Source organism: Dactylosporangium sp. NPDC049140 (assembly GCF_040648435.1).
Map to the genome: position 1 here is coordinate 211,461 of NZ_JBEZDS010000011.1, position 20,862 is coordinate 232,322.

Annotated in this window: 25 protein-coding genes; 17 read left to right on the forward strand and 8 right to left on the reverse strand. The window is 73.2% G+C overall.

The annotated features are described in order from the left end of the window. Positions 1-37: 37 nt before the first annotated feature. Both AB0B76_RS20680 and AB0B76_RS20685 read right to left on the reverse strand, forming a co-directional pair. Positions 38-1,846 (reverse strand): family 16 glycoside hydrolase, encoded by a 1,809-nt coding sequence (locus tag AB0B76_RS20680; protein WP_360377321.1) that lies wholly within the window; start codon positions 1,844-1,846, stop codon positions 38-40. 332 nt (positions 1,847-2,178) lie between these two features. Continuing rightward, a complete protein-coding gene (locus AB0B76_RS20685; protein WP_360377323.1) occupies positions 2,179-3,039 on the reverse strand; it encodes a PhzF family phenazine biosynthesis protein in 861 nt (286 codons plus the stop codon). A gap of 124 nt (positions 3,040-3,163) precedes the next feature. On the opposite strand from AB0B76_RS20685, the gene AB0B76_RS20690 reads away from it, so the two are divergent. From AB0B76_RS20690 to AB0B76_RS20700, 3 genes are read left to right on the forward strand one after another with little or no spacing between them, the layout of a single operon-like run. Next, the gene (locus AB0B76_RS20690) at positions 3,164-4,123 is read left to right on the forward strand and encodes a LacI family DNA-binding transcriptional regulator (RefSeq protein ID WP_360377326.1); all 960 of its coding nucleotides are present in this window, start codon (positions 3,164-3,166) and stop codon (positions 4,121-4,123) included. A gap of 49 nt (positions 4,124-4,172) precedes the next feature. Next, positions 4,173-4,511 carry a metalloregulator ArsR/SmtB family transcription factor gene (locus AB0B76_RS20695; protein ID WP_360377329.1) on the forward strand — a complete coding sequence of 113 codons (339 nt, stop codon included), beginning with the start codon at positions 4,173-4,175 and terminating at the stop codon, positions 4,509-4,511. Then, positions 4,508-4,978 (forward strand): SRPBCC domain-containing protein, encoded by a 471-nt coding sequence (locus AB0B76_RS20700; protein WP_360377332.1) that lies wholly within the window; start codon positions 4,508-4,510, stop codon positions 4,976-4,978. The genes AB0B76_RS20695 and AB0B76_RS20700 overlap by 4 nt, the downstream gene beginning before the upstream one ends. Positions 4,979-5,390: 412 nt before the next feature. On the opposite strand, the gene AB0B76_RS20705 is transcribed toward AB0B76_RS20700, so the two are convergent. From AB0B76_RS20705 to AB0B76_RS20715, 3 genes are all read right to left on the reverse strand, one after another. Then, entirely contained in the window at positions 5,391-6,194 is an 804-nt protein-coding gene (locus tag AB0B76_RS20705) for an NAD(P)H-binding protein (protein WP_360377335.1), read from the reverse strand. A gap of 298 nt (positions 6,195-6,492) precedes the next feature. Beyond that, positions 6,493-6,807 (reverse strand): winged helix DNA-binding protein, encoded by a 315-nt coding sequence (locus AB0B76_RS20710; RefSeq protein ID WP_360377338.1) that lies wholly within the window; start codon positions 6,805-6,807, stop codon positions 6,493-6,495. 204 nt (positions 6,808-7,011) lie between these two features. Further along, a complete protein-coding gene (locus tag AB0B76_RS20715; protein ID WP_360377340.1) occupies positions 7,012-7,161 on the reverse strand; it encodes a hypothetical protein in 150 nt (49 codons plus the stop codon). Positions 7,162-7,218: 57 nt separating this feature from the next. On the opposite strand from AB0B76_RS20715, the gene AB0B76_RS20720 reads away from it, so the two are divergent. The 9 genes from AB0B76_RS20720 (at position 7,219) to AB0B76_RS20760 (ending at position 14,675) form a co-directional block, all read left to right on the forward strand. After that, a complete protein-coding gene (locus AB0B76_RS20720) occupies positions 7,219-8,166 on the forward strand; it encodes an AraC family transcriptional regulator (RefSeq protein WP_360377343.1) in 948 nt (315 codons plus the stop codon). A gap of 263 nt (positions 8,167-8,429) precedes the next feature. After that, positions 8,430-9,203 (forward strand): class II aldolase/adducin family protein, encoded by a 774-nt coding sequence (locus tag AB0B76_RS20725; RefSeq protein WP_360377346.1) that lies wholly within the window; start codon positions 8,430-8,432, stop codon positions 9,201-9,203. A gap of 8 nt (positions 9,204-9,211) precedes the next feature. Next, positions 9,212-10,462, forward strand: a complete 1,251-nt coding sequence (locus AB0B76_RS20730; RefSeq protein WP_360377348.1) for an amidohydrolase family protein — start codon at positions 9,212-9,214, stop codon at positions 10,460-10,462. Positions 10,463-10,472: 10 nt separating this feature from the next. Continuing rightward, entirely contained in the window at positions 10,473-11,264 is a 792-nt protein-coding gene (locus AB0B76_RS20735; RefSeq protein WP_360377351.1) for a GntR family transcriptional regulator, read from the forward strand. Positions 11,265-11,286: 22 nt separating this feature from the next. Next, positions 11,287-12,522, forward strand: a complete 1,236-nt coding sequence (locus tag AB0B76_RS20740) for a hypothetical protein (RefSeq protein WP_360377354.1) — start codon at positions 11,287-11,289, stop codon at positions 12,520-12,522. Between the two features lie 64 nt (positions 12,523-12,586). Further along, on the forward strand, positions 12,587-13,165 hold the full coding sequence (locus AB0B76_RS20745) for an IS607 family transposase (protein ID WP_360377357.1): 579 nt from the start codon (positions 12,587-12,589) through the stop codon (positions 13,163-13,165). Continuing rightward, a complete protein-coding gene (locus AB0B76_RS20750; RefSeq protein ID WP_360377359.1) occupies positions 13,162-13,377 on the forward strand; it encodes a helix-turn-helix domain-containing protein in 216 nt (71 codons plus the stop codon). Before AB0B76_RS20745 ends, AB0B76_RS20750 begins: the two co-directional genes overlap by 4 nt. Positions 13,378-13,423: 46 nt before the next feature. After that, a complete protein-coding gene (locus AB0B76_RS20755) occupies positions 13,424-13,768 on the forward strand; it encodes a hypothetical protein (protein WP_360377361.1) in 345 nt (114 codons plus the stop codon). Between the two features lie 190 nt (positions 13,769-13,958). Next, complete coding sequence (locus tag AB0B76_RS20760; protein ID WP_360377363.1) at positions 13,959-14,675, forward strand: septum formation family protein; 717 nt, start codon at positions 13,959-13,961, stop codon at positions 14,673-14,675. 8 nt (positions 14,676-14,683) lie between these two features. Here the strand turns inward: AB0B76_RS20760 and AB0B76_RS20765 are convergent, their stop codons facing one another. Beyond that, the gene (locus AB0B76_RS20765; protein ID WP_360377365.1) at positions 14,684-14,854 is read right to left on the reverse strand and encodes a hypothetical protein; all 171 of its coding nucleotides are present in this window, start codon (positions 14,852-14,854) and stop codon (positions 14,684-14,686) included. Between the two features lie 129 nt (positions 14,855-14,983). Between AB0B76_RS20765 and AB0B76_RS20770 the strand changes: the two genes are divergently transcribed. The 3 genes from AB0B76_RS20770 (at position 14,984) to AB0B76_RS20780 (ending at position 18,337) form a co-directional block, all read left to right on the forward strand. After that, entirely contained in the window at positions 14,984-15,655 is a 672-nt protein-coding gene (locus tag AB0B76_RS20770; RefSeq protein WP_360377368.1) for a hypothetical protein, read from the forward strand. 112 nt (positions 15,656-15,767) lie between these two features. Next, positions 15,768-17,699, forward strand: a complete 1,932-nt coding sequence (locus AB0B76_RS20775; protein WP_360377370.1) for a histidine kinase — start codon at positions 15,768-15,770, stop codon at positions 17,697-17,699. Further along, the gene (locus AB0B76_RS20780; protein ID WP_360377372.1) at positions 17,696-18,337 is read left to right on the forward strand and encodes a response regulator transcription factor; all 642 of its coding nucleotides are present in this window, start codon (positions 17,696-17,698) and stop codon (positions 18,335-18,337) included. Before AB0B76_RS20775 ends, AB0B76_RS20780 begins: the two co-directional genes overlap by 4 nt. Positions 18,338-18,410: 73 nt before the next feature. On the opposite strand, the gene AB0B76_RS20785 is transcribed toward AB0B76_RS20780, so the two are convergent. After that, a complete protein-coding gene (locus AB0B76_RS20785) occupies positions 18,411-19,112 on the reverse strand; it encodes an alpha/beta hydrolase (RefSeq protein WP_360377375.1) in 702 nt (233 codons plus the stop codon). A gap of 39 nt (positions 19,113-19,151) precedes the next feature. Here AB0B76_RS20785 and AB0B76_RS20790 point away from each other — a divergent pair, with 39 nt between their 5' ends. Beyond that, entirely contained in the window at positions 19,152-20,075 is a 924-nt protein-coding gene (locus AB0B76_RS20790; protein WP_360377378.1) for a hypothetical protein, read from the forward strand. Here AB0B76_RS20790 and AB0B76_RS20795 read toward each other — a convergent pair. Continuing rightward, positions 20,045-20,239, reverse strand: coding sequence for a hypothetical protein (locus AB0B76_RS20795; RefSeq protein WP_360377380.1), 195 nt, complete (start codon positions 20,237-20,239; stop codon positions 20,045-20,047). The genes AB0B76_RS20790 and AB0B76_RS20795 overlap by 31 nt on opposite strands. On the opposite strand from AB0B76_RS20795, the gene AB0B76_RS20800 reads away from it, so the two are divergent. Beyond that, a complete protein-coding gene (locus AB0B76_RS20800; RefSeq protein WP_360377383.1) occupies positions 20,229-20,591 on the forward strand; it encodes a hypothetical protein in 363 nt (120 codons plus the stop codon). The genes AB0B76_RS20795 and AB0B76_RS20800 overlap by 11 nt on opposite strands. The last annotated feature ends 271 nt before the right edge of the window (positions 20,592-20,862 follow it).

A 20,862-nucleotide genomic window follows, 5' to 3' on the forward strand; every position in this document is an offset into this window, starting at 1 on the left:
TCGCTTACGGTAAGCGAGGCGGGGAAGCCGTGCGTGGTTACAGGCTCACGGTCCGCCCGCCGAGGGTGACCACCAGGTGACCGTCGGAGGCGAAGGACCAGGCGAGGGCGCCGCTGTAGTTGGTGCAGCGGGAGCCGTTGGTGCCGGTCCAGAACTGGTTGGAGCTGTCCGTGTTGCCGATCGTCTTGTCGTTCGACCCGCCGCTGGCGTAGCGGCACGACGTGTTGTTGCGGAACGTCGAGGTGCCCTCGTCGAAGGAGAAGTTGCGCTCGGCGTTGTCGACGGACAGGTTGTTCGAGATGGTCATCGAGCCCGGGTTGCTGTTGTAGGTGAACCCGTGGTGACCGTTCTTGTAGGCGATGCTGCGCTGCACGACGTGGTTCACGCCGATGTCCTCGCCGCCGAGCTTGTAGCCGTTGCGGTCGCCGTTGGTGTTGACCTGGCCGTTGCTCAGGGTGCCGTTGTTGTACGACAGCGAGTCCTGGATCGTGACCGGCCCGATCGCGCCGGTGTCGGTCTTCGTGTACAGGTCCCAGCCGTCGTCGATGTTGTTGTGCGAGACGTCGTAGCGGAAGACGTTGCCGGTGCCGATGGTGAGCTTGGCCGCGAAGCCGTCGGCGTCCTCACCGTCGGAGTCGGCGTTGTCGTGCGACTCGCTGCTGATGATGAGGTTGTTGGCCGGCCAGTTGGCCTTCGGGGTGTCGGAGGCGATGCGCGAGATCTGCAGGCCGCTGTCCCGGTTGAACTGCGTGACGACCCGCTCGATGGTGTTGTTGCTGCCGCCGATCGAGATGCCGTTGTCGCCCGCGCGCTCGACCACGAGGCCGGTGATGTGCCAGTAGTTGCCGTTCACGGACAGGCCGCGGTTGGCGGGGTCCTCGGACTGCGCCGAGAAGTTCAGCACCGGGGTCTCGCCGGGGTACGCCGTGATGTTCTTCAGCGCGCCCGAGGTGCCGTTGTTGCCGGCCGCGATGGTGATCGTCGAGGACAGGCTGTAGGTGCCGCCCCGCACGTAGATCGTCCCGCCGGCCGTCACCCGGGTGATCGCCGAGGCGAGCGTGGTCGGGCTGGCCTGGGTGCCGGGGTTGCCCGCGTTGCCGGTGGGGGAGACGTACAGCGCCGAGGACGGCGGCTGGCTCGTCGACGGGCTCGGCGAGGTGCTCGCGGAGCGGCTCGGGCTGGGGCTCGCGCTGGCGGTCGGCGAGCCGGTGGTCTGCGACGGGGTGGGGCTGGTCCCGCCGGTGGTGACCGTGACGTTGTCGAAGTTCGCGCTCGAGTAGGCGGTCTGCAGGCCGATGCGGCCCTTGGTGATCGAGCTGTTACTGGCGGTGGCGACCGTGGTCCCGTTGACCGAGCCGCTGATGGAGCTGCCGTTGACGGCGATGGCCAGGGTGTACCAGGTGCCGGTCGACACGGTCCGCGACACGCTGCCCAGCACGGTCACCGAGCCGCTGTTCACGGCCTGCAGCTGCACCGTGTTGCCGGGCAGCAGCGCGAGCCGGTAGAACGTGGTGGAGCTGGTGGAGCGGGCGAGCAGCCCGGCGAACCCGCCCGAGCCCAGCGACAGCGGCTTCACGCTGGCCTGAACGGTGTAGTCGGTCCAGCCGCTGTCGCCGGCGAACTCGCGGGCGTTCTCGCTGCCGGCGTTGGACTGCTGCAGCACCTTGGTGCCGTCGGTGACGACGCTCCAGGTGCCGCCGGACTTCGACCAGCCGCTGGTGGAGCCGTCCTCGAAGGTCGCGCTGAACGCCGTGTCGGCGAACGCGACCTGGGTGGCGAGCGCCACGCCCGCGACCGCCGTGACGGCGGCCGAGGCGGCCAGCCACGTGCGCTTGTTTGGACGCATGGATCCTCCTGGTCATCGAAGGACCCCAATCCTAGGAAAGCGTTTTCCCGGTCCGCAAGGCGCGACGTTTGCAGGTTTGTTGCAGTGCCTGTCCATTGACGACCTTCGCCGCCGGGATTATGGTCGGGCGCCGGGGAAATCGCTTTCCCTTAGGTATGCGGCGCCGCCAGGCCGCTTGCGAGAGGACGCGTCAATGAAAATTTCGTGGGGTGTCACCGTGGGTGCGGTGCTCGTCTTCCTGGACGACCTCTACCGCAACCTCGGGCAGCGCGCCCCGCGGGTCCGCCTCGGCATGGTCCCTACGTCACGGCCAACGCGGGCACGGGGAAGATCTAGATGTGGAGCCGGCCGTCCGCCACCACGACCGCGCTGCCGGCGATCTCGACCCGCTCGACGCGGTCGCCGAGCATCGATACCTGTGCGCGAATCGTGGACGGGCGGCCCATCTCCACCCCCTGCCGGACGGTGATCGCCTGTCCGAGCGGGACCAGCCCGTGCCGGCCCAGGTGCAGCGCGAGGGGGCCGGCGGCCGACCCGGTCCCGGCGTCCTCGGCCACCCCGTAGGCCGGCGAGAACATCCGCGCCCGCCACACCATCGGGTCGTCGGTGGGCGCGAAGCAGTTGGCCGCGAGGTCCTCGTGCGCGGCGAGCGCGCGCAGGTCGACCCGCAGCGCGGAGAGCTCCGCGACGCTCGCGAGCCCGACGAACGCGTGCCGGGGCCCGTTGCGGTACACCTCGACCGGCAGCGTCGACGCCTCCACCCCGAGCGCCGCCTCGAGCTCGCGGGCGCGCGCGTACGGCTCCCAGACGGGGATCGGCTGGAGCATCCGCGCGGTGAGCGCGCGCCGGTCGGGGCTGCGCCCGGTGAACCGGAACGGCACGACGCCCATCCCGGTCTCCATGCGCAGCCCGCCGTCGCGCACGCCGGGGTGCCCGGTCGCGGCGAGCACGGCGGCGGTGCCGAAGGTCGGATGCCCCGCGAACGGCAGCTCCCCGACGGGCGTGAAGATGCGCACGCGCACATCGCCGCCGGCCGCGGGCGGCAGCACGAACGTGGTCTCGGAGAGGTTCATCTCGCGCGCGATGCGCTGCATGCACTCGGACGAGAGCCCGGCCGCGTCGGGCACGACGGCGAGCGGGTTTCCCTCGAGTGCGGTATCGGTAAACACGTCGGCGATCACGTATCCGTACACACTGCCGAGACTAGGCACCGCCCGGGACACCGCCCACTACTCGATCAGGTAGCGCCCGCCCGCGGAAGACCTGGCCGGCTCGGGAGGTACCGCCGCCGCGGGTCGGCTGAAGTACGTTCTAGGCATGGATCAACAGCGTCCCAAGCTCGCCGACGTGGCCATTGCGGCCGGGGTGTCGCGGGCCACCGCGTCGCGGGCGCTCAACGGGCTGCCCGGCACCACCGAGGCCGTGCGGGAACGGGTCCGGGCGGTCGCCGCCGAGCTCGGGTTCGAGCCGCACGCGGCCGCGCGGGCGCTCGCGACGGGGCGCTCCAGTGCGGGGCGGACGGAGCGCATCGAAATCCTGATCGTCGATGCCGATCCGAATGCGATGAGCGTCAAGCCGTACTATGGCCGCGTTCTCACCGGCGCCCTGCGCGCCTTGGCCGGGCAGAACATCGCGCTCGAGGTACGGCGGGTCGACGCTCCGCCGGCGAGCGACGACGATCCGCCGTTCGGCCGGGTCCTCATCAACATGCCGCTCGCCGCCGCGGCCCGGATGCGCCGCGCGCGGACGATCGCGCTGGGTGAGACCGCGCCCGGGATCCCGTACGTGGCGCCCGACAACGACGGCGGCGGGTTCCAGGCCGCGGACCACCTCGTGACCACCGGCCGCCGGCGGGTCGGGGCAGTGTTCGGCCCCGCGACGCCGTGCGCCCTGGAGCGCAAGGCCGGCTTCCTGCGCGTGATGGCGGGCGCCGGGCAGCCCGTCGCCTCGATCGACGGCGACTTCACCCGGGCCCGGGCGTACGCGGCAGCCAAGGAGCTGCTCGCGTACAACCCGCAGCTGGACGCGGTGTTTGCGGCCTGCGACGTGTCGGCGATGGGGGTGCTGCAGGCGCTGCGCGAGGCCGGGCGGCGGGTGCCCGACGACGTGGCGGTGGTGAGCTTCGACGGCAGCGCGCTGGCCGAGATGGCCGACCTGTCCTCGGTGTACATGCCGGCGGAGGACGAGGCCGCGTCCGCCGTGCGCAGGCTGCTCGACCCGGCGCTGCCGCACGCGGGCCGCCTGCCGACGACCCTGACGCTGCGCGGATCGAGCTGAGAACACCTAGCTCTTGCGCTAACTATCGCGGCGCGCAATACTAAGCCCCATGGCTCAGTATTTGGCGCAGCTGGACGGCGTCTTCGTCGCGCTCGGCGATCAGACGCGGCGGGCCGTGATCCGGCGGCTCGGGCTCGGGCCGGCCAGCGTCGGCGAGCTCGCCCGCGAGTTTCCGATGGCGCTGCCGTCGTTCATGAAGCACGTGCGGATGCTCGAGGGCACCGGCCTGATCCGCACCGTCAAGGAGGGCCGCGTGCGCACCTGCACGCTCAACCGCGAGCGCCTCGCGCTCGTCGACGACTGGCTCGCCGAGCAGCGCGGGATCTGGCTGGGCCGCACCGACCGCCTCGAACAGTTCGTCACCGAGACCCTGGAGGACCAGCCGTGAACCCCGACCTCGACCTCACCGTGAACCGCCTCATCCGCGCGCCCCGCAAGAGCGTGTGGAGCGCCTGGACCGAGCCCGGCCGCCTCGAGCAGTGGTGGGTGCCGGCGCCGGCGCAGACGCGCGTCGACCGCCTCGACGTACGCCCCGGCGGCGGCTTCGTCACCCGCCTCAGCGAGGACGGCGTCTCGTTCGTCCCGCACCTCGACGCGTGCTTCATCATCGTCGACGAGTTCGAACGCATCGTGTTCACGAACGCGCTCGACAGTGCATGGCGCCCGGCCGTCCCCGCCCCGGTGCCGATGACCGCCGAGATCACCTTCGGCGACCACCCGGACGGCACGGAGTACAACGTCGTCGTCCGGCACGGCGACCCCGCCGCCCGGGCGCGCCACGAGGAGCTCGGCTTCGTCGACGGCTGGGGAACGGTCACCGCGCAGCTGGCCGAACTCGCCGAACGCGGGGTGTAACGCCGGGGCGAATCCATGCGCTGCGCGGTCGGGGAGCTCGCGCCGGGGGCGACGAACACATTCCCGCTCCACCGGAGGCTGACGGCCATCGACGCGCAGGCGGTGACCGGCGGACGGTGCCGGAGGCCGGCTGGGCCTGCCTGAGGTTCGGCCCTCTGCGTGCTGCAACGGTGGCCATCCCACAGGCGACCGGCTGACGTAGTCCTCGAACGGTCGCAGTGGCCGGCCCGGGGCGTGTCTTGGTTCCGGCCGCCCAGGGTGGCTGTGCAGGCGCACGGGAGGATCCCGGCGACGTTTGTCATCCCGTGCGCGGCCGGCTCACGTAGCCCTGGGACGGTCGCATTGGCCGTGCCTTGGTTCCGGCCGCCGTGGGTGGCTGTGCAGGCGCACGGGAGGATCCCGGCGACGTTTGTCATCCCGTGCGCAGCCGGCTCACGTACTCCTCGAACGGTCGCGGCGGCCGGCCCAGGGCGCGCTCCACTCCATCGGAGACGCCCTGATCCCGGCCGTCGCGGATGGCGGTGAAGACGCCCGCGAGGATCTCGGCGACCGGGCGCGGCACACCTCCGGTGACCTGGCGCTCGACGTACTCGCCGGGCGTCACGTCCACGTGCCGGGCCCGCAGCCCCGTGGCGGCGGCGACCAGGTCCACCGCCTCGCCGAAGGACAGCGCGCGGGGGCCGGTCAGCGCGTACTGCTCGCCGTCGTGCCGGTCGGACGTCAGCGCCGCCGCGGCGACCTCGGCGATGTCCTCGGCGTCGACGAACGCGGTCCGCCCGTCGCCCGTGGGCAGCGCCAGCTCACCGGTGGTCAAGTGGCCATGCCAATTGGTTTCGGTGAAGTTCTGCGCGAGCCAGCCCGGCCGCAGGATCGTCCACGCGGCGCCGGATGCGCGCACGGCGGCTTCGACGGCGAAGAGCGGATGCCGATCGTGTACCGCTCCGGGCGCCGACAACAACACGAACCTCTCGACGCCCGCCTGCGTGGCCGCGGCGACGAAACCGGGCAGCCGCACGGATTGCAGGTCGGGCTCGACGAGGTAGGCCGCGGCGACCCCGTCCAGCGCGGGCCCCCAGGTGCCGGGCGCGCTCAGTTCGACCCGGACGTCGGCGCCGGTGCGCGCGGCCGTGCGAACCGCACGGCCCTGCGAACGCAGCACGTCGGCGACGCGTCGGCCGGTTTTGCCGGTACCGCCGAAAACCAAAACGTTTTCCATGCCTTTTAGGAAACCGTTTCGGTTGGTGGACGGGCCATGGGCGATCGTCGCCGAAACCTTTGCGGTCGTCCAGATGCTTCACGGCGCAATGCCGTCGGCGACGAGGGTGGGCGATGTCTCACGCGTCGGCGACGTTGTGTTCGTTGCCGCCGCCCGGCGTTGGTTAGCGGGGCGCAAGTCTGCCCCGCCGTTTGGTTAGGAAGGCGGGAGTCCGTCGGGGGTCAGGTAAGCAAGGCGGAGTCCGCTCGGCGCCGGGTTGGCGAGGCGGAAGTCTGGGCTGCCGCGGCTGTCAAAGGCCCTAGTACGGGCGGGGGCCGGGGTATGGGCCGTCCGGGTCGATGGTGCGCATGATGCGTCCGCAGATGTCGTGCAGCTGCCGGGGCTGGGCCTTGGTCAGCGGGTCGAAGACCAGGCGGCGCACCTCGGCGACGTGGCCCGGCGCGGTTGCGACGACCTTTGCCAGGCCCTCGTCCGTGAGGATGGCGAGCGTGTAGCGACCGTCGTCCGGGTCGGGCGAGCGGCGCACCCAGCCGCGCTTTTCCAAGCGGCCGATGGCCTGGGAGAGGCGCGGGAGGGAGCCCTCGGAGATGGCCGCGAGCAGGCTCATCCGCATCTCTGGTGATGGTCGGTGCCGTGGTGATGCATCTGCGGCGTGGTGAGGTTCCGGCGTTGGTGCCGAGCGGGGTGCTGCTGGTGCTGGCCGCGGTGGTGGCGTGGGGGCGGTTCGGGTCGTACACCTTCTGATTCCGAAAGCGGAGCCGACTCCCGCGGCCTCGTGGTCGGGGTCAGGGCCCGACGCCCGTAGTTGAGTCCAGGGTCAGGACCACGGCCGGGTGATCGGGTCGAGCGCCAGGGTCACGGTCGGGCGCTCGTGGCCGAATCCCGGGGCCGGGCCGGGGCCGTAGCTGCGGCCGTGGCCGGGGCCGGGGCCGGAGTCGGAGCCGGGGCTGGGCCGGGACCCGGGCACGTGGTCGAGTCCTGCGCCAGCAGCTCTGGTGCGCGGGAGTGACTAGCATCGGCTCACGTGGACGTGCTCAGCGATCTGCTGCACCGGGGCCGGGCCGGCGACGCGCTCGTGCGGCAGCTCATTCAGCGGGCGCCGTGGTCGATGACGTACGAGGACGTTCCGCCCCTCACCGTCGTCACCGCCATCGGCGGGCCGGCGGCCGTTCGCGTCTTGGGTGCCGGTCGTCCTGCGGCCGTGCTTGATCCCGGGGACATTGCGCTGCTCACGGCTGGCGGGCCGTACACGGTTGCGTCTGCGCCGGACGCACCCGCGCGATTTGTCATCCGGGGTGGGCGGAAGTTCGTGGCCGGCTCGGGTGAGGTGGCGCCGGAGCGGGTGCCGCTCGCTCCGCGCACGTACGGTGACGACGCGCCCGGGGCCACGACCATGCTGCGCGGGGCGTTCCATGTGACCGGTGCGGTCGGCGATCGGCTCCTGGGCATGCTTCCGGCCCTCGCTGTCGTCCCGGCCGGGCCTCGCACCCGGCCGGTGCTCGAGCTGCTCGCCGCCGAGACCGCCCGGGACGGGCCGGGGCAGGATGCCGTGCTGGCCCGGCTGCTCGACCTCGTGCTCGTCATGGCGTTGCGGGCCTGGTGTGCCGGGCCGGAGGCGGACCCGCCGGGGTGGTACACGGCGCTGGCCGATCCCGCGGTCGGCGCCGCGCTGCAGCGGATGCACGCCGAGCCCGCCCGGCGCTGGACGGTCGCCGAGCTCGCCGCGGCGGGGCGGCTGTCCCGTGCCGCCTTTGCCGCCCGGTTCGTGCGGCAGGTGGGGGAGCCGCCGCTGGCGTACCTCACCGGCTGGCGCATGGCCCTCGCGGCCGACCGGCTCCGGGCCGGGGACGACACCGTTGCCGTGGTCGCCCGTGAGGCCGGATATGCCGATGCCTTCGCGTTCAGCGTCGCGTTCAAGCGGGCGCACGGTGTGAGTCCGTCGGCGTGGCGGAAGAGCGGGCGCGCGGCGTAAGTCCGTCAACCCGGCGGAGGAGTCGGCACGCACGGTGAGGCCCAGCGGGGAGAGCGCCGGGCGAGGCCCAGCGGGGAGAGCGCCGGGCGAGGCCCGGCGGGGAAAGCACCGGGCGAGGCCCACCGGGGAGAGCGCCGGGCGAGGCCCGACGGCGAGAGCGCAGGGCGAGACCGGCGGAAAGTGGCACAGAAAACAACCAAGCGTTTGCTTGCCTCAACCGGTACCGACTGCTAAATCTTTTAAAAGATTTTCAGGAGGTGCGAGTGACAACCGTGACCGAGAAGGCCGGCGGCACCGCCGTCTGGTCGCCCCGCATCACCCCGCCCATCGGGGTCGAGCTCACCGAGGCCCAGGCCCTCGCCTGCGCGTTCCGCATCCTGGCCCGCGACGGCTTCAGCGAGAACATCGCCGGGCACATCACGATGGTCAAGAACGACTCCGGCGACATGTGGATCAACCCGTGGGGCCTGTGGTGGGACGAGGTGTCCGCCTCGGATCTGTGCGTCGTCGACCGGGACGGGGCCGTCAGGGAAGGGCGCTGGGACGTGACCCCGGCGTTCCACATCCACACCGAGCTGCACCGTGCGCGGCCCGACGCCCGGGTGGTCGTGCACAACCATCCGTACTACGTGACCGTGCTGGCCGCGGTCGGCGTGCTGCCCGAGATCGTGCACCAGACCGGGGCGATGTTCGACGGCGACCTGGCGTTCGTGCACGAGTACACCGGCGAGGTCGACGACGCCGCGCTCGGGGCCGACCTGGCGCGCCGGATCGGCGACAAGTCCGTCGTCATCCTCGCCAGCCACGGGATCATCGTCACCGCGCCGACGATCCAGGAGGCGACCTACCGCTCCGCGAGCATCGACCGCGCGTGCAAGCTCGCGTACGACGTCATGCTGCTGGGCCGCGACCCCCTCGCCATCGCCCCCGGGCTGCGCGCCGGCATGAAGAAGTCCCTGCTGGAGCGGGGCTCGGACTACTACTGGGCCGGCGCGGTCCGCAAGCTCCTCCGCCACGAACCCGACGTCCTCGACTAGGAGAGCACATGGCCTCGATCGACGAGCTCCTGCGCAACACGAGCTTCACCACCGCCGACCGCAACAAGGTGACGTTCCTGCCCGACCCGCCGCGCCAGGAGCGCAAGTACACCTTCATCTCCGTCGACGACCACATCGTCGAGCCGCCGGACGCCTTCGAGGGCCGGATGCCGGCCAAGTACGCCGAGCAGACCCCGCGCGTCATCGAGAAGGACGGCAGCCACGTCTGGATGTACGACGGCCGCGAGTTCCCCAACGTCGGGTTCAACGCCGTCGTCGGCCGGCCCGTCGACGAGTACAGCATGGAGCCGAGCCGCTTCGACGACATGCGCCGCGGCTCGTGGGACATCCACGAGCGCATCAAGGACATGGACCTGTCCGGCGTGTACGCCTCGCTGTGCTTCCCGTCCTTCCTGCCGGGCTTCGCCGGGCAGCGCCTGCAGCTGTCCACCCCCGACGCCGAGCTCGCGCTCGCGGCCACCCGGGCCTGGAACGACTGGAACATCGAGGCGTGGTCGGGCGCGTACCCGGACCGGATGATCCCGTGCCAGCTGCCGTACTTCCTCGACCCCGAGGTCGGCGCGCAGGAGATCTACCGCAACGCCGAGCGCGGCTTCAAGGCGGTGACGTTCACCGAGGCGCCGCACCTGCTCGGCCTGCCGTCGCTGCACACCGGGCACTGGGACCCCATCATGCGCGCCTGTGCCGAGACCGGCACGGTGGTGAACCTGCACATCGGCTCGTCGGGCAGCTCGCCGTCGACCGCCGAGGACGCGCCGCCGGACGTGGTCGGCGTGCTGTTCTTCGGCTACTCGATGTTCTCGGCCGTCGACTGGCTGTACTCCCGCATCCCGGTCCGCTTCCCCGACATCAAGATCGTGCTCTCCGAGGGCGGGATCGGCTGGGTACCCGGCCTCGTCGACCGGCTCAACCACATGCTGAGCTACCACGAGATGTACGGCACCTGGAAGGGCATCGACCTCACCCCGGCCGAGGTGCTGCTGCGCAACTTCTACTTCTGCGCCGTGGAGGACCCGTCGACGTTCGCGCTGCGCGACGTCATCGGCGTCGACCACATCCTGCTGGAGCAGGACTACCCGCACTGCGACTCGACCTGGCCGCACACCCAGCGCACGATCGAGGAGGAGATCGGCGGCCTGCCCGCGGCCGACGTGCGCAAGATGACGTGGGAGAACGCCTCCGTGCTGTACCGGCACCCGGTCCCGGACGCCGTGCAGCAGGACCCGGACGCCTACTAAGCTCACGGCCGTGGAGCCCCGGGTACGCGTCCATCGGCTCGCCGAGCAGGTCGCCGACCGCATCCGGGCGCAGATCATCAGCGGCGGGCTCGCCGACGGCGACCCGCTGCCCAAGTCGGAGGAGCTGATCCGGCGGTACCCGGTCAGCCTGCCGACGCTGCGCGAGGCGATGCGCATCCTGGAGGCGGAGGGCCTCATCACGGTGCGCCGGGGGCGGCTGGGCGGTGCCGTCGTGCATCGGCCGTCCCCGGCCAACCTGGGGTACAACCTCGGCCTGGTGCTCGCCGCCCAGCGCTCCGGGATCGGTGATGTCGCGGTCGCCCTGCGTCACGTCGAGCCGGCGTGCGCGGCGCTGTGCGCGGCCCGGGAGGACCGTGCGCGCACGGTGGTACCGCGCCTGCGGGAGCTGCACGAGGAGTACCTCGCGCGGATCGGCGACCTGCCCGCCGTGGTCGGCGTGTCGCGCCGCTTCCACGAGGCCCTGGTCGGCCTGTGCGGGAACCCGCCGCTGATCGTGCTGGCCGGGGCGCTGGAGGCGCTGTGGTTCAGCCACGAGGAGGGCTGGGCGAGCCGGACCGAGCCCCGGGGTGTACCGCTGAGCCAGCGCGAGGAAGCCGGAGCGGTACACGGGAAGATTCTGGACCTCATCGAGGCCGGCGAGTCCGAGGCCGTGCACCGGCTGGTCGCATCGCACCTGGCCGCGGCCCAGCGCAACCCCGAGCCGTCCGGCTCGCCGGCGATCGACCTCACCCTGCTGTGTGAGCTGATGCAGCCGCCGGGCGAGGCGGCCGATCCGCAGTGATCGCGCCTGCTACGTTCGGCCCATGGCAGAGCTGGTCGCCGACCCGGTCCCCGAGACGCGGCCGGGCGTTCGCGCACTCGCGCGCAACTCGGCGATCGCGGCCGGCGCGGTGGTCGCGAACGGCCTGCTGAGCGCGGCGATCCTCGCCCTGTGCACGAAACTGGGGCAGACCGCCGAGGTCGGCGCGTACACGGTCATGACGTCCGCGCTCGCCTTCGTGCTCATCTTCCTCAGCGGCGGCTCGGCGCTGCTGTACCTCAACGGCACCGAGGAGCAGCGCGCCCTGGTGCGCAGCCAGTGGATGATCGTCGTGGTGCCCGGCCTGCTGCTGGGCACCGTGGCGGTCGGCGCGTTCTACGCCACGCGGGGCTACGGCATCGGCGCCCTCACCGCGGCCGGCGTGGTGGCGCTGGGCAACGGGCTCGCCACGCTGCAGCAGACCGACTTCAACCGCCGGATGCGCTTCCTGGCCAGCGCCGTGCTCATCTGCACCAGCAAGGCGGTCTCGCTGGTGATGGTCCTGTTCGGCGTGCCGCTCACGGTCGCCCTGGCCACCGCCGGGCTGGCCCAGCTGCTCGCCGGCGAGCTGGTGCTGGGCAAGCACGGGTCGCTGCGGGCCGATCTGCTGCGCGGGCTCTCGTGGCGGCGGGCCTTCGAGGGGTACCGCTCCAGCCGCCACCTCTTCGGCTACTCCCTCGGCGAGCTGTACGTCGCCCGCTTCGGCACGCTCGTGCTGTCCGTGGCCGCCAGCCCGGCCGTCATGGGCAGCTTCGGCGCGATCGTGACCGCCTATCAGGCCATCGGCGGCGTCGTGCAGTCCGCGCTGCAGGTGCCGATGGTGGCGCGGGCCCGCAGCCGGCTCGGCATCGAGCAGACGGCCCACCCGGCCGGCTTCTCGGTCGCGGTGGCCCTGGCGTGCGCGGTGCCGATGGCGGCGGCGGTCGCGATCCTGGCCCCGTTCCTGACCGACACCGTGCTGTCGCTGCCCCAGCGCGAGGCCTCCACCTGGCTGGCCGTGTTCATGCTGGCCCTGCCGTGCCTGGCGGTGACCCGGGCCGTGCTGTTCAACTGGATCGGCGACGGGCACTACAGCCGGGCCACGAAGGCCATCGGCATCGTCGCCGGCCTGCTCACGGTGGCGGTGGCCGTGGCGGTACCGCTCTGGGGCCCGCTCGGCACCGCGGGCGCGACCGCCGCCGCCGAGGCCGCGGCGCTGGCCGTGATCCTCGCCGTGATGGCCCGGCGCCGCGCCGCCTGAGGGGCTTGCGGCTGCTTGCATGTCAGTCGCCAGTAGTGCTCAGTAGTCGACTATAGTTGTCAGTGTGAACTTGAAGGAATGGGCAGCGGCCACGGGTATCTCGTACGCGACAGCACGTCGGCGTTACGAGTCCGGAACGCTGCCCGTTCCCGCGTACCGTCTTGGCAGGCTGATCATGGTGGGCGAGCCGCTGACCGGCGCGACCACCGGTATCGGACAGACCGTGGTGTATGCCCGAGTGTCCTCGGCAGACCAGAAGCCGGACCTGGACCGGCAGGTCGCCCGGGTGACCGTCTGGGTCACCGGCCAGAAACTCGCCGTGGATCGGGTGGTGACCGAGGTCGGGTCAGCGCTCAACGGGCACCGCAAGAAGTTCCTCGCCCTGCTGCGCGACCCGGCGGTGTCGACCATCGTGGTCGAGCACCGTGACCGGTTCGCCCGCTTCGGCGCCGAGTACGTCGAAGCCGCCTTGGCGGCGCAGGGCCGTCGCCTGCTCGTGGTCGATCCGGCCGAGGTCGATGACGACCTGGTCCGCGACGTGACCGAGATCCTGACGTCGTTGTGCGCCCGGCTCTACGGCCGCCAGGCCGCGGCCAGCCGGGCACGCCGGGCCGTCGAAGCGGCAGCCGAGGACCCGACGTGAAGACGATCCAGGCGTACCGATTCGCGCTCGACCTCACCCCGAGCCAGGAACGCGACGTGCTGGCGCATACCGGAGCTGCCCGGGTTGCACACAACTGGGCACTCGCGAAGGTCAAGGCGGTGATGGAGCAGCGCACGGCCGAACGCTCGTACGGTGTGCCGGACGAACTGTTGACGCCGGTCGCTGTCGTGGTCGCTTGCCGGGCTGCGTAAGGCGTGGAACGCCGCGAAGTCCGATGCTGCGCCGTGGTGGACCGAGGTGTCCAAAGAAGCGTTCAACACCGGCCTGGACGCCCTCGCGCGCGGCTTGAAGAACTGGGCCGACTCCCGCAGCGGCAAGCGCGCCGGACGGCCGGTCGGTTTTCCCCGGTTCAAGTCCCGTCGGCGCACCACACCCAGCGTGCGGTTCACGACCGGCGCGATCCGGGTCGAGCCGGACCGGATGCATGTGGTCCTGCCCCGGCTGGGTCGGCTGAAGCTGCACGAGTCCGCCCGCAAACTCGCCCGTCGCCTCGACAATGGCACCGCCCGGATCATGTCCGCCACGGCGCGTGCTGTGAGGCGTGCGGTCTGGTCATCGACCGGGACCGCAACGCCGCCCTGAACCTAGCCGCGCTCGCGGCTGAACTCGACACCGCCAGGAGTGGCCCGGCGGCTGGACGTGGAGCCGACCAGAAGACCCGCGTACGCGGGCAGGTGGCTGCGAAACGTCAACCCGGCACGGCATCAGCCGGTCAGACCGGGACCGTCCCGCCGCAAGGCAGGACTACTGATACGGCGTGTATGTTCCCCGCGTGAAGACGAAGATCGTCATCGGTGTCGCCGTCGCGCTGGTGCTTTCCTGCTGCGGTTTCGCGCTGTACCGCCACTTCGCCCCGAACCACCACGCGTCCGGCGACAAGGGCTGCTACGGGACCACGGTCGAGATCGACCAGCTCGCGCCCGCCCCGTGCCGCGACCCGCACGAGGCCGAGATCATCGACTTCTTCTACGCCGACGGCGCCGAGAAGGGCTGCCACGAATCGGCCGAGGAGTTCCTCGGCGGCCCGCTCGCCGACGCGCGGGTGCAGCTGCAGCGGCTGCGGTACGTCCGCGAGGACTTCACCTCGCTCGCCTGCGCACTCGTCGTCGTCAGCGACTCCGAGGACTCGGCCACCCAGTACACCGGCAGCCTGCACGGGGCGATGTCCGGCGACCGCCCGCTGGCGATCACCTGCGGCCGCTACTACGACGAGGGCCGGCTGCAGTACAAGACCTGCGGGGAGCCGCACTCGGCCGAGTACGTGGGCGCGGTCGTCGACGGCGGGGACCACGAGGCGAGCTGCCGCCAGGCGGCAGCGGCCTATCTGGGGCAGCCGGTGGACGAGTTCGCCGCCCGGCGGGACCTGCGCTCGTACGCGCTCGCCAGCCCGCGCGACGGCCGCACCGGCTGCGTCGTGGCCGCGGCGTCGGGGCACGACGACCTGAAGGCGTCGCTCAAGGAGAAGGGAGCCGCGCCGCTGCCGGCTTGAGCCGACCGTCAGGCCGCTCGGGTCCCGAAGGAGCCGATGTAGGCCAGCGCCGCGTTCATGGCCGCCCGCAGCGGCCCGGAGCTGCGCATGGTGTGGCTCAGCAGGTTCCCGCCCTCCAGCGCGGCCAGCAGCGTCAGCGCGACCGAGCCCGACGAGATCGCCGACGTCGTGCGCAGCACGCTGCCGGGCTGACCGCCGCTCGAGTTTCCCGGCGCCGCGGGACAGTCGTCACTACCTCCGGGACGTCCCGCGGCGGGACGCTCCCTGCGACCCCGCCGACCGGGCGGGCGATCGCAGGGAGCGAGACGATGCGTACTTCCCTCTGGCACCGCGGCGCGGGCGTCGCCTGCCTGCTGCTGGCCCCGCTCGGCCAGCTCATCCAGTTCCTGGTCAGCCCGGTCGGGCCGGGCGACTCCGCCGCCGGGCAGGTGGCCGCCGCGGCCGCGCACACCGGGGCGATGCGCCTCGCCGTCGTGCTCGACCTGCCGATCCTGCTCGTCCTGCCCGCGGTCCTGTACGCCGGGCTGGTCGCCGGCCGGTCGCGCCTGGCCACGGCCGGCACCGCGCTGACGTTCGGCACCGCGCTCGGGGCCGGGTACCTGCTGGGCCAGGACATCGTGGTCCAGGTCGCGGCCGGGCAGGCCGACCGGGACGGGGCCGTCGCGCTGGTCGAGGGGTACGCGACAAGCGGCGTGCTGACCGGGCTCGTGGCGCTCTACCTGGTCGGGCACGTGGTCGGCTTCATCCTGCTCGGCATCGCGCTGATCCGGTCCCGGGCGGTGCCGGCCTGGGCCGGGGTCGCGCTGTGCGTCTGGCCGCTGGCCGAGATGGGCGGCCAGGCGACCGGGGTCCGGGTCGTCGCGGCGGCCGGGTTCGTACTGCTGCTGGCCGGCTTCGCCGCGTGCGCGGTGCGCCTGGTCCGGGGCGGGCGGCCCGCCGGGTCGGACCGCGCGGCCGAGCCGGTCGGCGCGATCGGCTGAGCGCGTGCGGCGACCGCCCGGTCCGGGGCGGGCGGCCCGCCGGGTCGGACCGGTTGCCCGAGCCGGTCGGCTGAGCCGGGCCACCGCCGGCGCCGCGAGAATCGAAGGGAAGATGACGCGACCGAACGCCGCCGCCGTGGCCCGCACCGCCGTCGCCGTCGCCGCCGCGCTGACGGTGGTGGCGACGGTGCTCGCGGTGGGCTACCGGCGCGACCCGGCCGGGCTGGGACTGGCCGCACTGGTGCTGCTGTTCCTGTCGGTGCCCCTGGTCGGGGCGGCGGTGGTGCGCGGCGAGCCCGGCAACCCGGTCGGCTGGACCCTGCTCGCCTGCGGGGTGAGCGTGCCGCTGGCCGTCGGCGCCTTCGTGTACTCGCACGCCCGGTACACCCCGCTGGCCGGCTGGCTCGACGGCTGGCCCTGGACCCCCGCCCTGACCCTGGTACCGGTGCTGGGCGTGCTGCTGTTCCCCGACGGGCGGTTGCCGTCGCGACGCTGGCGGCCGGTGCTCTGGCTGGCCCTGGCGGTGCTGGCCGCGCAGCTGCTCAACGAGCTGTTCGCGCCGCACCTGCTCGACCACCCGCAGCGGGCCAACCCCACCGCGCTGCCCGGCCCGGCCGGTGCCGTCGCCGACGCGCTGGGCGCGAGCATCGTGCTCGTCCCGCCGCTGGCGACCCTGAACGCGTGGGCGGTACAACGTCGGCCGCGCACGCCGGCGCTGCGCCTGCTGACCCCGGCGGCCTGGCTGATCGCGGCCTCCTGGTGGGCCTGCGGCGTGGCGGTCGTGGCGACCGGCGACAGCAACGACGCGCTCGGCGCCGAGCTGTCCGGGCTGGTGGTGCTGGCGGTCACGGCCTGGCTGGCGATCCGGCGCCACGGGTTGTACGACGTGCGCAAGGTCGTCAACCGCGCGCTGGTGTACACGGGGCTCAGCCTGGCCGTGCTCGCCGTCTACCTGGCCGTGGCCGCCGGGGCCCGGGCGCTCGGCGCGCCGGTGCTCAGCGGGCCGGTCGCGGCGGTGGCGACGCTGCTCGCCGCGCTGCCGCTGCGGGAGGCGCTGCAGCGGCTGGCCAACCGGATCAGCTACGGCGACCGCGACGACCCGTACGCGGCGCTGGTCCGGCTCGGCCACCGGCTCGAGGACGCGGCCGCCGCCGACGAGGTGCTGCCCGGGGTGGCCCGGACGGTCCGCGAGGCACTGCGGCTGCCGTACGTGGCGATCGACCTCGGCCCGGCGCGGGTGGACAGCGGCACGCCGACGGTCTGCGACGAGTACCCGCTGACGTTCGCGGGCGAGACGATCGGAGCGCTGCGCGCGGGCCGCCGCGAGCCGGACCAGCCCTTCACGCCGGCCGAGGCGCGGCTGCTGGCCGGCCTCGCGGGCCAGGTCGCCGCGGCCGGGCACGCCGTGTCGCTGACCCGGGACCTGCGCCGCTCGCGGGAGCGCCTGGTGAGCGCGACGGAGGAGGAGCGCCGCCGCATCCGCCGCGACCTGCACGACGGTCTCGGCCCGGGACTGGCCGGCGTCGTGCTGGGGCTGCGGCGGGCCCGGCGCGACATCGCCACCGACCCGGCCGCGGTGGCCGACCGGCTCGACGCGCTGACCGAGCAGGTGCAGCTGGCCGTGGGCGAGGTGCGGCGGCTGGTGTACGGGCTACGGCCCCCCGCGCTCGACGAGCTCGGCCTGGTCGGCGCGCTGCGCGAGCAGGGTCTGGGCCTAGGGGACTTCGACGTGGCGGGGCCGCCGGGCGCGCTCGCGCTGCCGGCCGCGGTCGAGGTGGCGGCGTACCGCATCGCGCTGGAGGCGATGACGAACGTGGCCCGGCACGCCGGCGCCGGGCGGGCGAGCGTGCGCATCACCCTGGACGGCGCGCTGACCGTGGAGGTGGCCGACGAGGGCGTGGGCCTGCCGGACGGGTACCGCGCCGGGGTGGGCATCGCCTCGATGCGCGAACGGGCCGCCGAGCTCGGCGGCGACTGCACCGTCACCGCCGCCGGTCCGCACGGCACGGTCGTGCGGGCCTGTCTGCCGCTGGAGCCCTCATGAGCATCCGTGTCGTGGTCGCCGACGACCATCCCGTGTTCCGCAACGGGCTGCGGATCCTCGTCGAGGAGAGCCCGGGCCTGACCTACGCGGGCGAGGCGGCCGACGGGCGCCAGGCGGTCGAGGTGTGCGCCGCGGCCGAGCCGGACGTGGTGCTCATGGACATCCGTATGCCCGAGGTCAGCGGCATCGACGCCACCCGCCGGATCCTGGCCGCGCGGCCGCAGACCGCGGTGCTCATGCTCACCATGCTGGAGGACGACACGTCCGTCTTCGCCGCGATGCGGGCCGGCGCGCGCGGGTACATCCTCAAGGGCGCCGACGAGGAGCAGATCCTGCGCGCGGTCACCGCCGTGGCGGCCGGCGAGGTCATCTTCGGCGCGGCCGTGGCGGCCCGGATGGCGGCGTTCTTCCAGGGCGGCCAGCGCTCGGCGGCCCCGGCCTTCCCGGCCCTGTCGGCGCGGGAGCACGACATCCTGGAGCTGATCGCCGGCGGCCTGTCCAACCCGGCCATCGCGCAGCGGCTCGCGCTGAGCGAGAAGACGGTGCGCAACAACGTGTCGAGCATCTTCGCCAAGCTGCGCGTCGCCGACCGGGCCGAGGCCATCGTCCGCGCCCGCGACGCCGGCCTCGGCCGGTAGCCGCACGGGCCGCGCGGCGCGCCCGGGCGGGACCCCCGGGCGCACCGGCCGGCCGGACGCTATCCGCCGGCCGTTAAGAAAACGTTGGTCCGCTGCTCAGCCAGGCCAGCATCGACGCCCAGTGCGCGGGCCCCGGCGTGTGGCCGGCGGCGGCGATGTCGACCTCGGCGGCGGGCAGGCGCGCGGCGATCAGCGGGGCGTCCGGGGCCGCCCGGCCCGGGTCGTCGGCGCCGGCCCAGATCAGCGTGCGGCAGGTAACCTCGCGCAGGCGGAAGCCCCACGGGCGGATGTCGGTGGCGAGCCAGTCGCCGGCCACGCCGGACGCGTCCGGGCCGAAGCCGGCGGCGGCGCGGGTCACGAACCGGCGGCCGCGGCCGGGCACGTGCCGCAGCGCCCAGGCCTGCCGGCGTTCCGCGCCGTGCACGGTGTGCAGCTCGCGGTCGGGGCCGGTGAAGCTCGCCGTCACCACGCCCGTGAGGCGGTGCGGGAAGCGGGCGCCGCAGGCCGCCGCGTAGGGGGCGCCGCCGGAGAAGCCGAGCACGCCGAAGCGCTCGATGCCCAGCGAGTCCATCAGGGCGGCGATGCCGTCGGCGACGCCGAGCAGGGTCGGGCGGCGGGACGGGGCCGAGCCGCGGTACCCGGGCCGCTCGACGCGGATCAGGCGCGCGCCGGACGCGGGTGGGTGGTCGTCCGCGGAGCCCGGGGTGCCGTGCAGGAACACCACCGGGGGTCCAGCCGGGTCGCCGTGCCCGGTCCACGCGAGTTCGTCCGGCACGCGGGCCACAATAGCCGTGCTGTGTAGGCTGCGGGGACCATGGAGCCCTTAGTTCTGCCGCCCTGTGAGCCCGGCGGCCAAGACCCGCGCGAGGTGGCCGCGTCCGTCGAGGCGTGGGCCGCCGCGCCTGCGCTGGCCGAGCTGGTCGCCGAGTTCGGGGGGACGCCGAGCGCCGACCTGGACGCGCTGGCCGGGTTCTGCGCGGTCTGGGACTACCGCGGCGGCGTCAAGGAGCGCTTCGACACCGAACGGATCGACTTCGAGTCGGACCGGGACCGGCGGATCCGCGAGCTCATGCACGCGCTCGGGATGGGTGGGCCGCCCGCGCCCGCGCACCGGCGCTACGACCACGTGCTCGTGCTCGGCGGCGGCATCCGGGTCGCGCTCGGCCGCACCGACTACACCGCCCGCCTGCTCGCGGACGGGCTCGCCACGACCACCCTCACCGGGCTCGGCAGCCAGCGGTGGCGCGACGACCGCGAGTTCCGCGAGGGCGCGCGGCTCGGGCTCGGGCCGGTCGACACCGAGGCCGACATGATGGCCGCGGCGTTCCGGAAGTTCCTGCACCTGGGCGAGGCCCGGGCCGTGAACGAGTGGCACCGCGAGTGGGACGGCGACATCCACGTGCTCGCCGCGCCGTCGACCCGGCCGCCGCTGCGTGCCAACACCGCCGACACGCTCACCGGCTGGGCCGAGATCGTGCGGACGCCGGCGAAGACGGATCGCGTGCTGCTGGTGACCAACGCGCCCTACGTGCGCCATCAGCACTGCGACGCGATCCGGCTGCTCGGCTCGCGGTACGGCTGCGGCATCGAAACCATCGGCTTCGACGACGCCGCGATGGCGGACTGGGGCCGGCCGCTGAGCACCACCGAGCTGCTGCAGGAGGTGCGCTCGTCGATCCTGGCGATGCGCAACCTGCACCGCCACGCTCAGGACAGCGCGGCGACCACCGCCCGGTAGGCGTCGTAGTACGGGAAGTTCATCTCGACCACCAGGAACAGGTTGGTGGCGATGACGGCCGAGGCGAGCGCGAGCAGCGTCCGGCGCACCGCGGTGTCGCCGAGGCTCAACCGACAGGGCGGCCCGCTCGGCCAGACCCCGATCATCGCCGCGGTGACCGGCACCGACCCCGACGCGGCGCCGGCGGCGGCCCGGCTGCGCGTGGTCGGCGAGCTGCTGGCCCGCGGCGCCGACCCGGACCGGCCGGAGCGCCACCCGATGGCCGTGGACGCGGTCATCCGCGCCGCCGTGCTGAACCACTTCGCGTGCCTGCGCGCGATCGCCGCGCACATGCCGCCGGTCGCCTTCGCGGCGGCGCTGAACGAGCGCCCGGCGATCAACGGCCAGACGGCCCTGGACGACACCGTGCACCGGGCCCTGACCGCCCCACCGTCCACCTTGGACAGCCACTCGAGCAGATCCGGTGGCTCATCGGGCACGGCGCCCGCGCGGGCGTCCCCGACCACACCGGCGTGACGCCGCTCGGCCGCGCTACGGCCGCACTGGGCGACCCGGTCCTGAAGGCGCACGCCGAGGCGGTCCTGGCGGCGCTGGCTCACTACAGTTCGTAATCGGGACGACGGGGAGAGGGCCGGTTCCGATAGCATCACGCCCGTGTCGAGTGCAGACACGAGGCGGTCGACGGGTCCGTCGGGGATGCGTGTAAGTTGCCGGATCGTACGGGAACGAACGACGCCGGGGGGCGAACGCGTCGTACCGGAACGAGCGGTGCATTTCGGCATGTGCG

Coding starts and splice junctions, on each gene's coding strand:
- AB0B76_RS20680 (WP_360377321.1), bottom strand. CDS start 1,846: ATGCGTCCAAACAAGCGCACGTGGCTGGCCGCCTCGGCCGCCGTCACG.
- AB0B76_RS20710 (WP_360377338.1), bottom strand. CDS start 6,807: ATGCGGATGAGCCTGCTCGCGGCCATCTCCGAGGGCTCCCTCCCGCGC.
- AB0B76_RS20780 (WP_360377372.1), top strand. CDS start 17,696: ATGAGCATCCGTGTCGTGGTCGCCGACGACCATCCCGTGTTCCGCAAC.
- AB0B76_RS20730 (WP_360377348.1), top strand. CDS start 9,212: ATGGCCTCGATCGACGAGCTCCTGCGCAACACGAGCTTCACCACCGCC.
- AB0B76_RS20695 (WP_360377329.1), top strand. CDS start 4,173: ATGGCTCAGTATTTGGCGCAGCTGGACGGCGTCTTCGTCGCGCTCGGC.
- AB0B76_RS20775 (WP_360377370.1), top strand. CDS start 15,768: ATGACGCGACCGAACGCCGCCGCCGTGGCCCGCACCGCCGTCGCCGTC.
- AB0B76_RS20790 (WP_360377378.1), top strand. CDS start 19,152: ATGGAGCCCTTAGTTCTGCCGCCCTGTGAGCCCGGCGGCCAAGACCCG.
- AB0B76_RS20690 (WP_360377326.1), top strand. CDS start 3,164: ATGGATCAACAGCGTCCCAAGCTCGCCGACGTGGCCATTGCGGCCGGG.
- AB0B76_RS20770 (WP_360377368.1), top strand. CDS start 14,984: ATGCGTACTTCCCTCTGGCACCGCGGCGCGGGCGTCGCCTGCCTGCTG.
- AB0B76_RS20705 (WP_360377335.1), bottom strand. CDS start 6,194: ATGGAAAACGTTTTGGTTTTCGGCGGTACCGGCAAAACCGGCCGACGC.
- AB0B76_RS20740 (WP_360377354.1), top strand. CDS start 11,287: ATGGCAGAGCTGGTCGCCGACCCGGTCCCCGAGACGCGGCCGGGCGTT.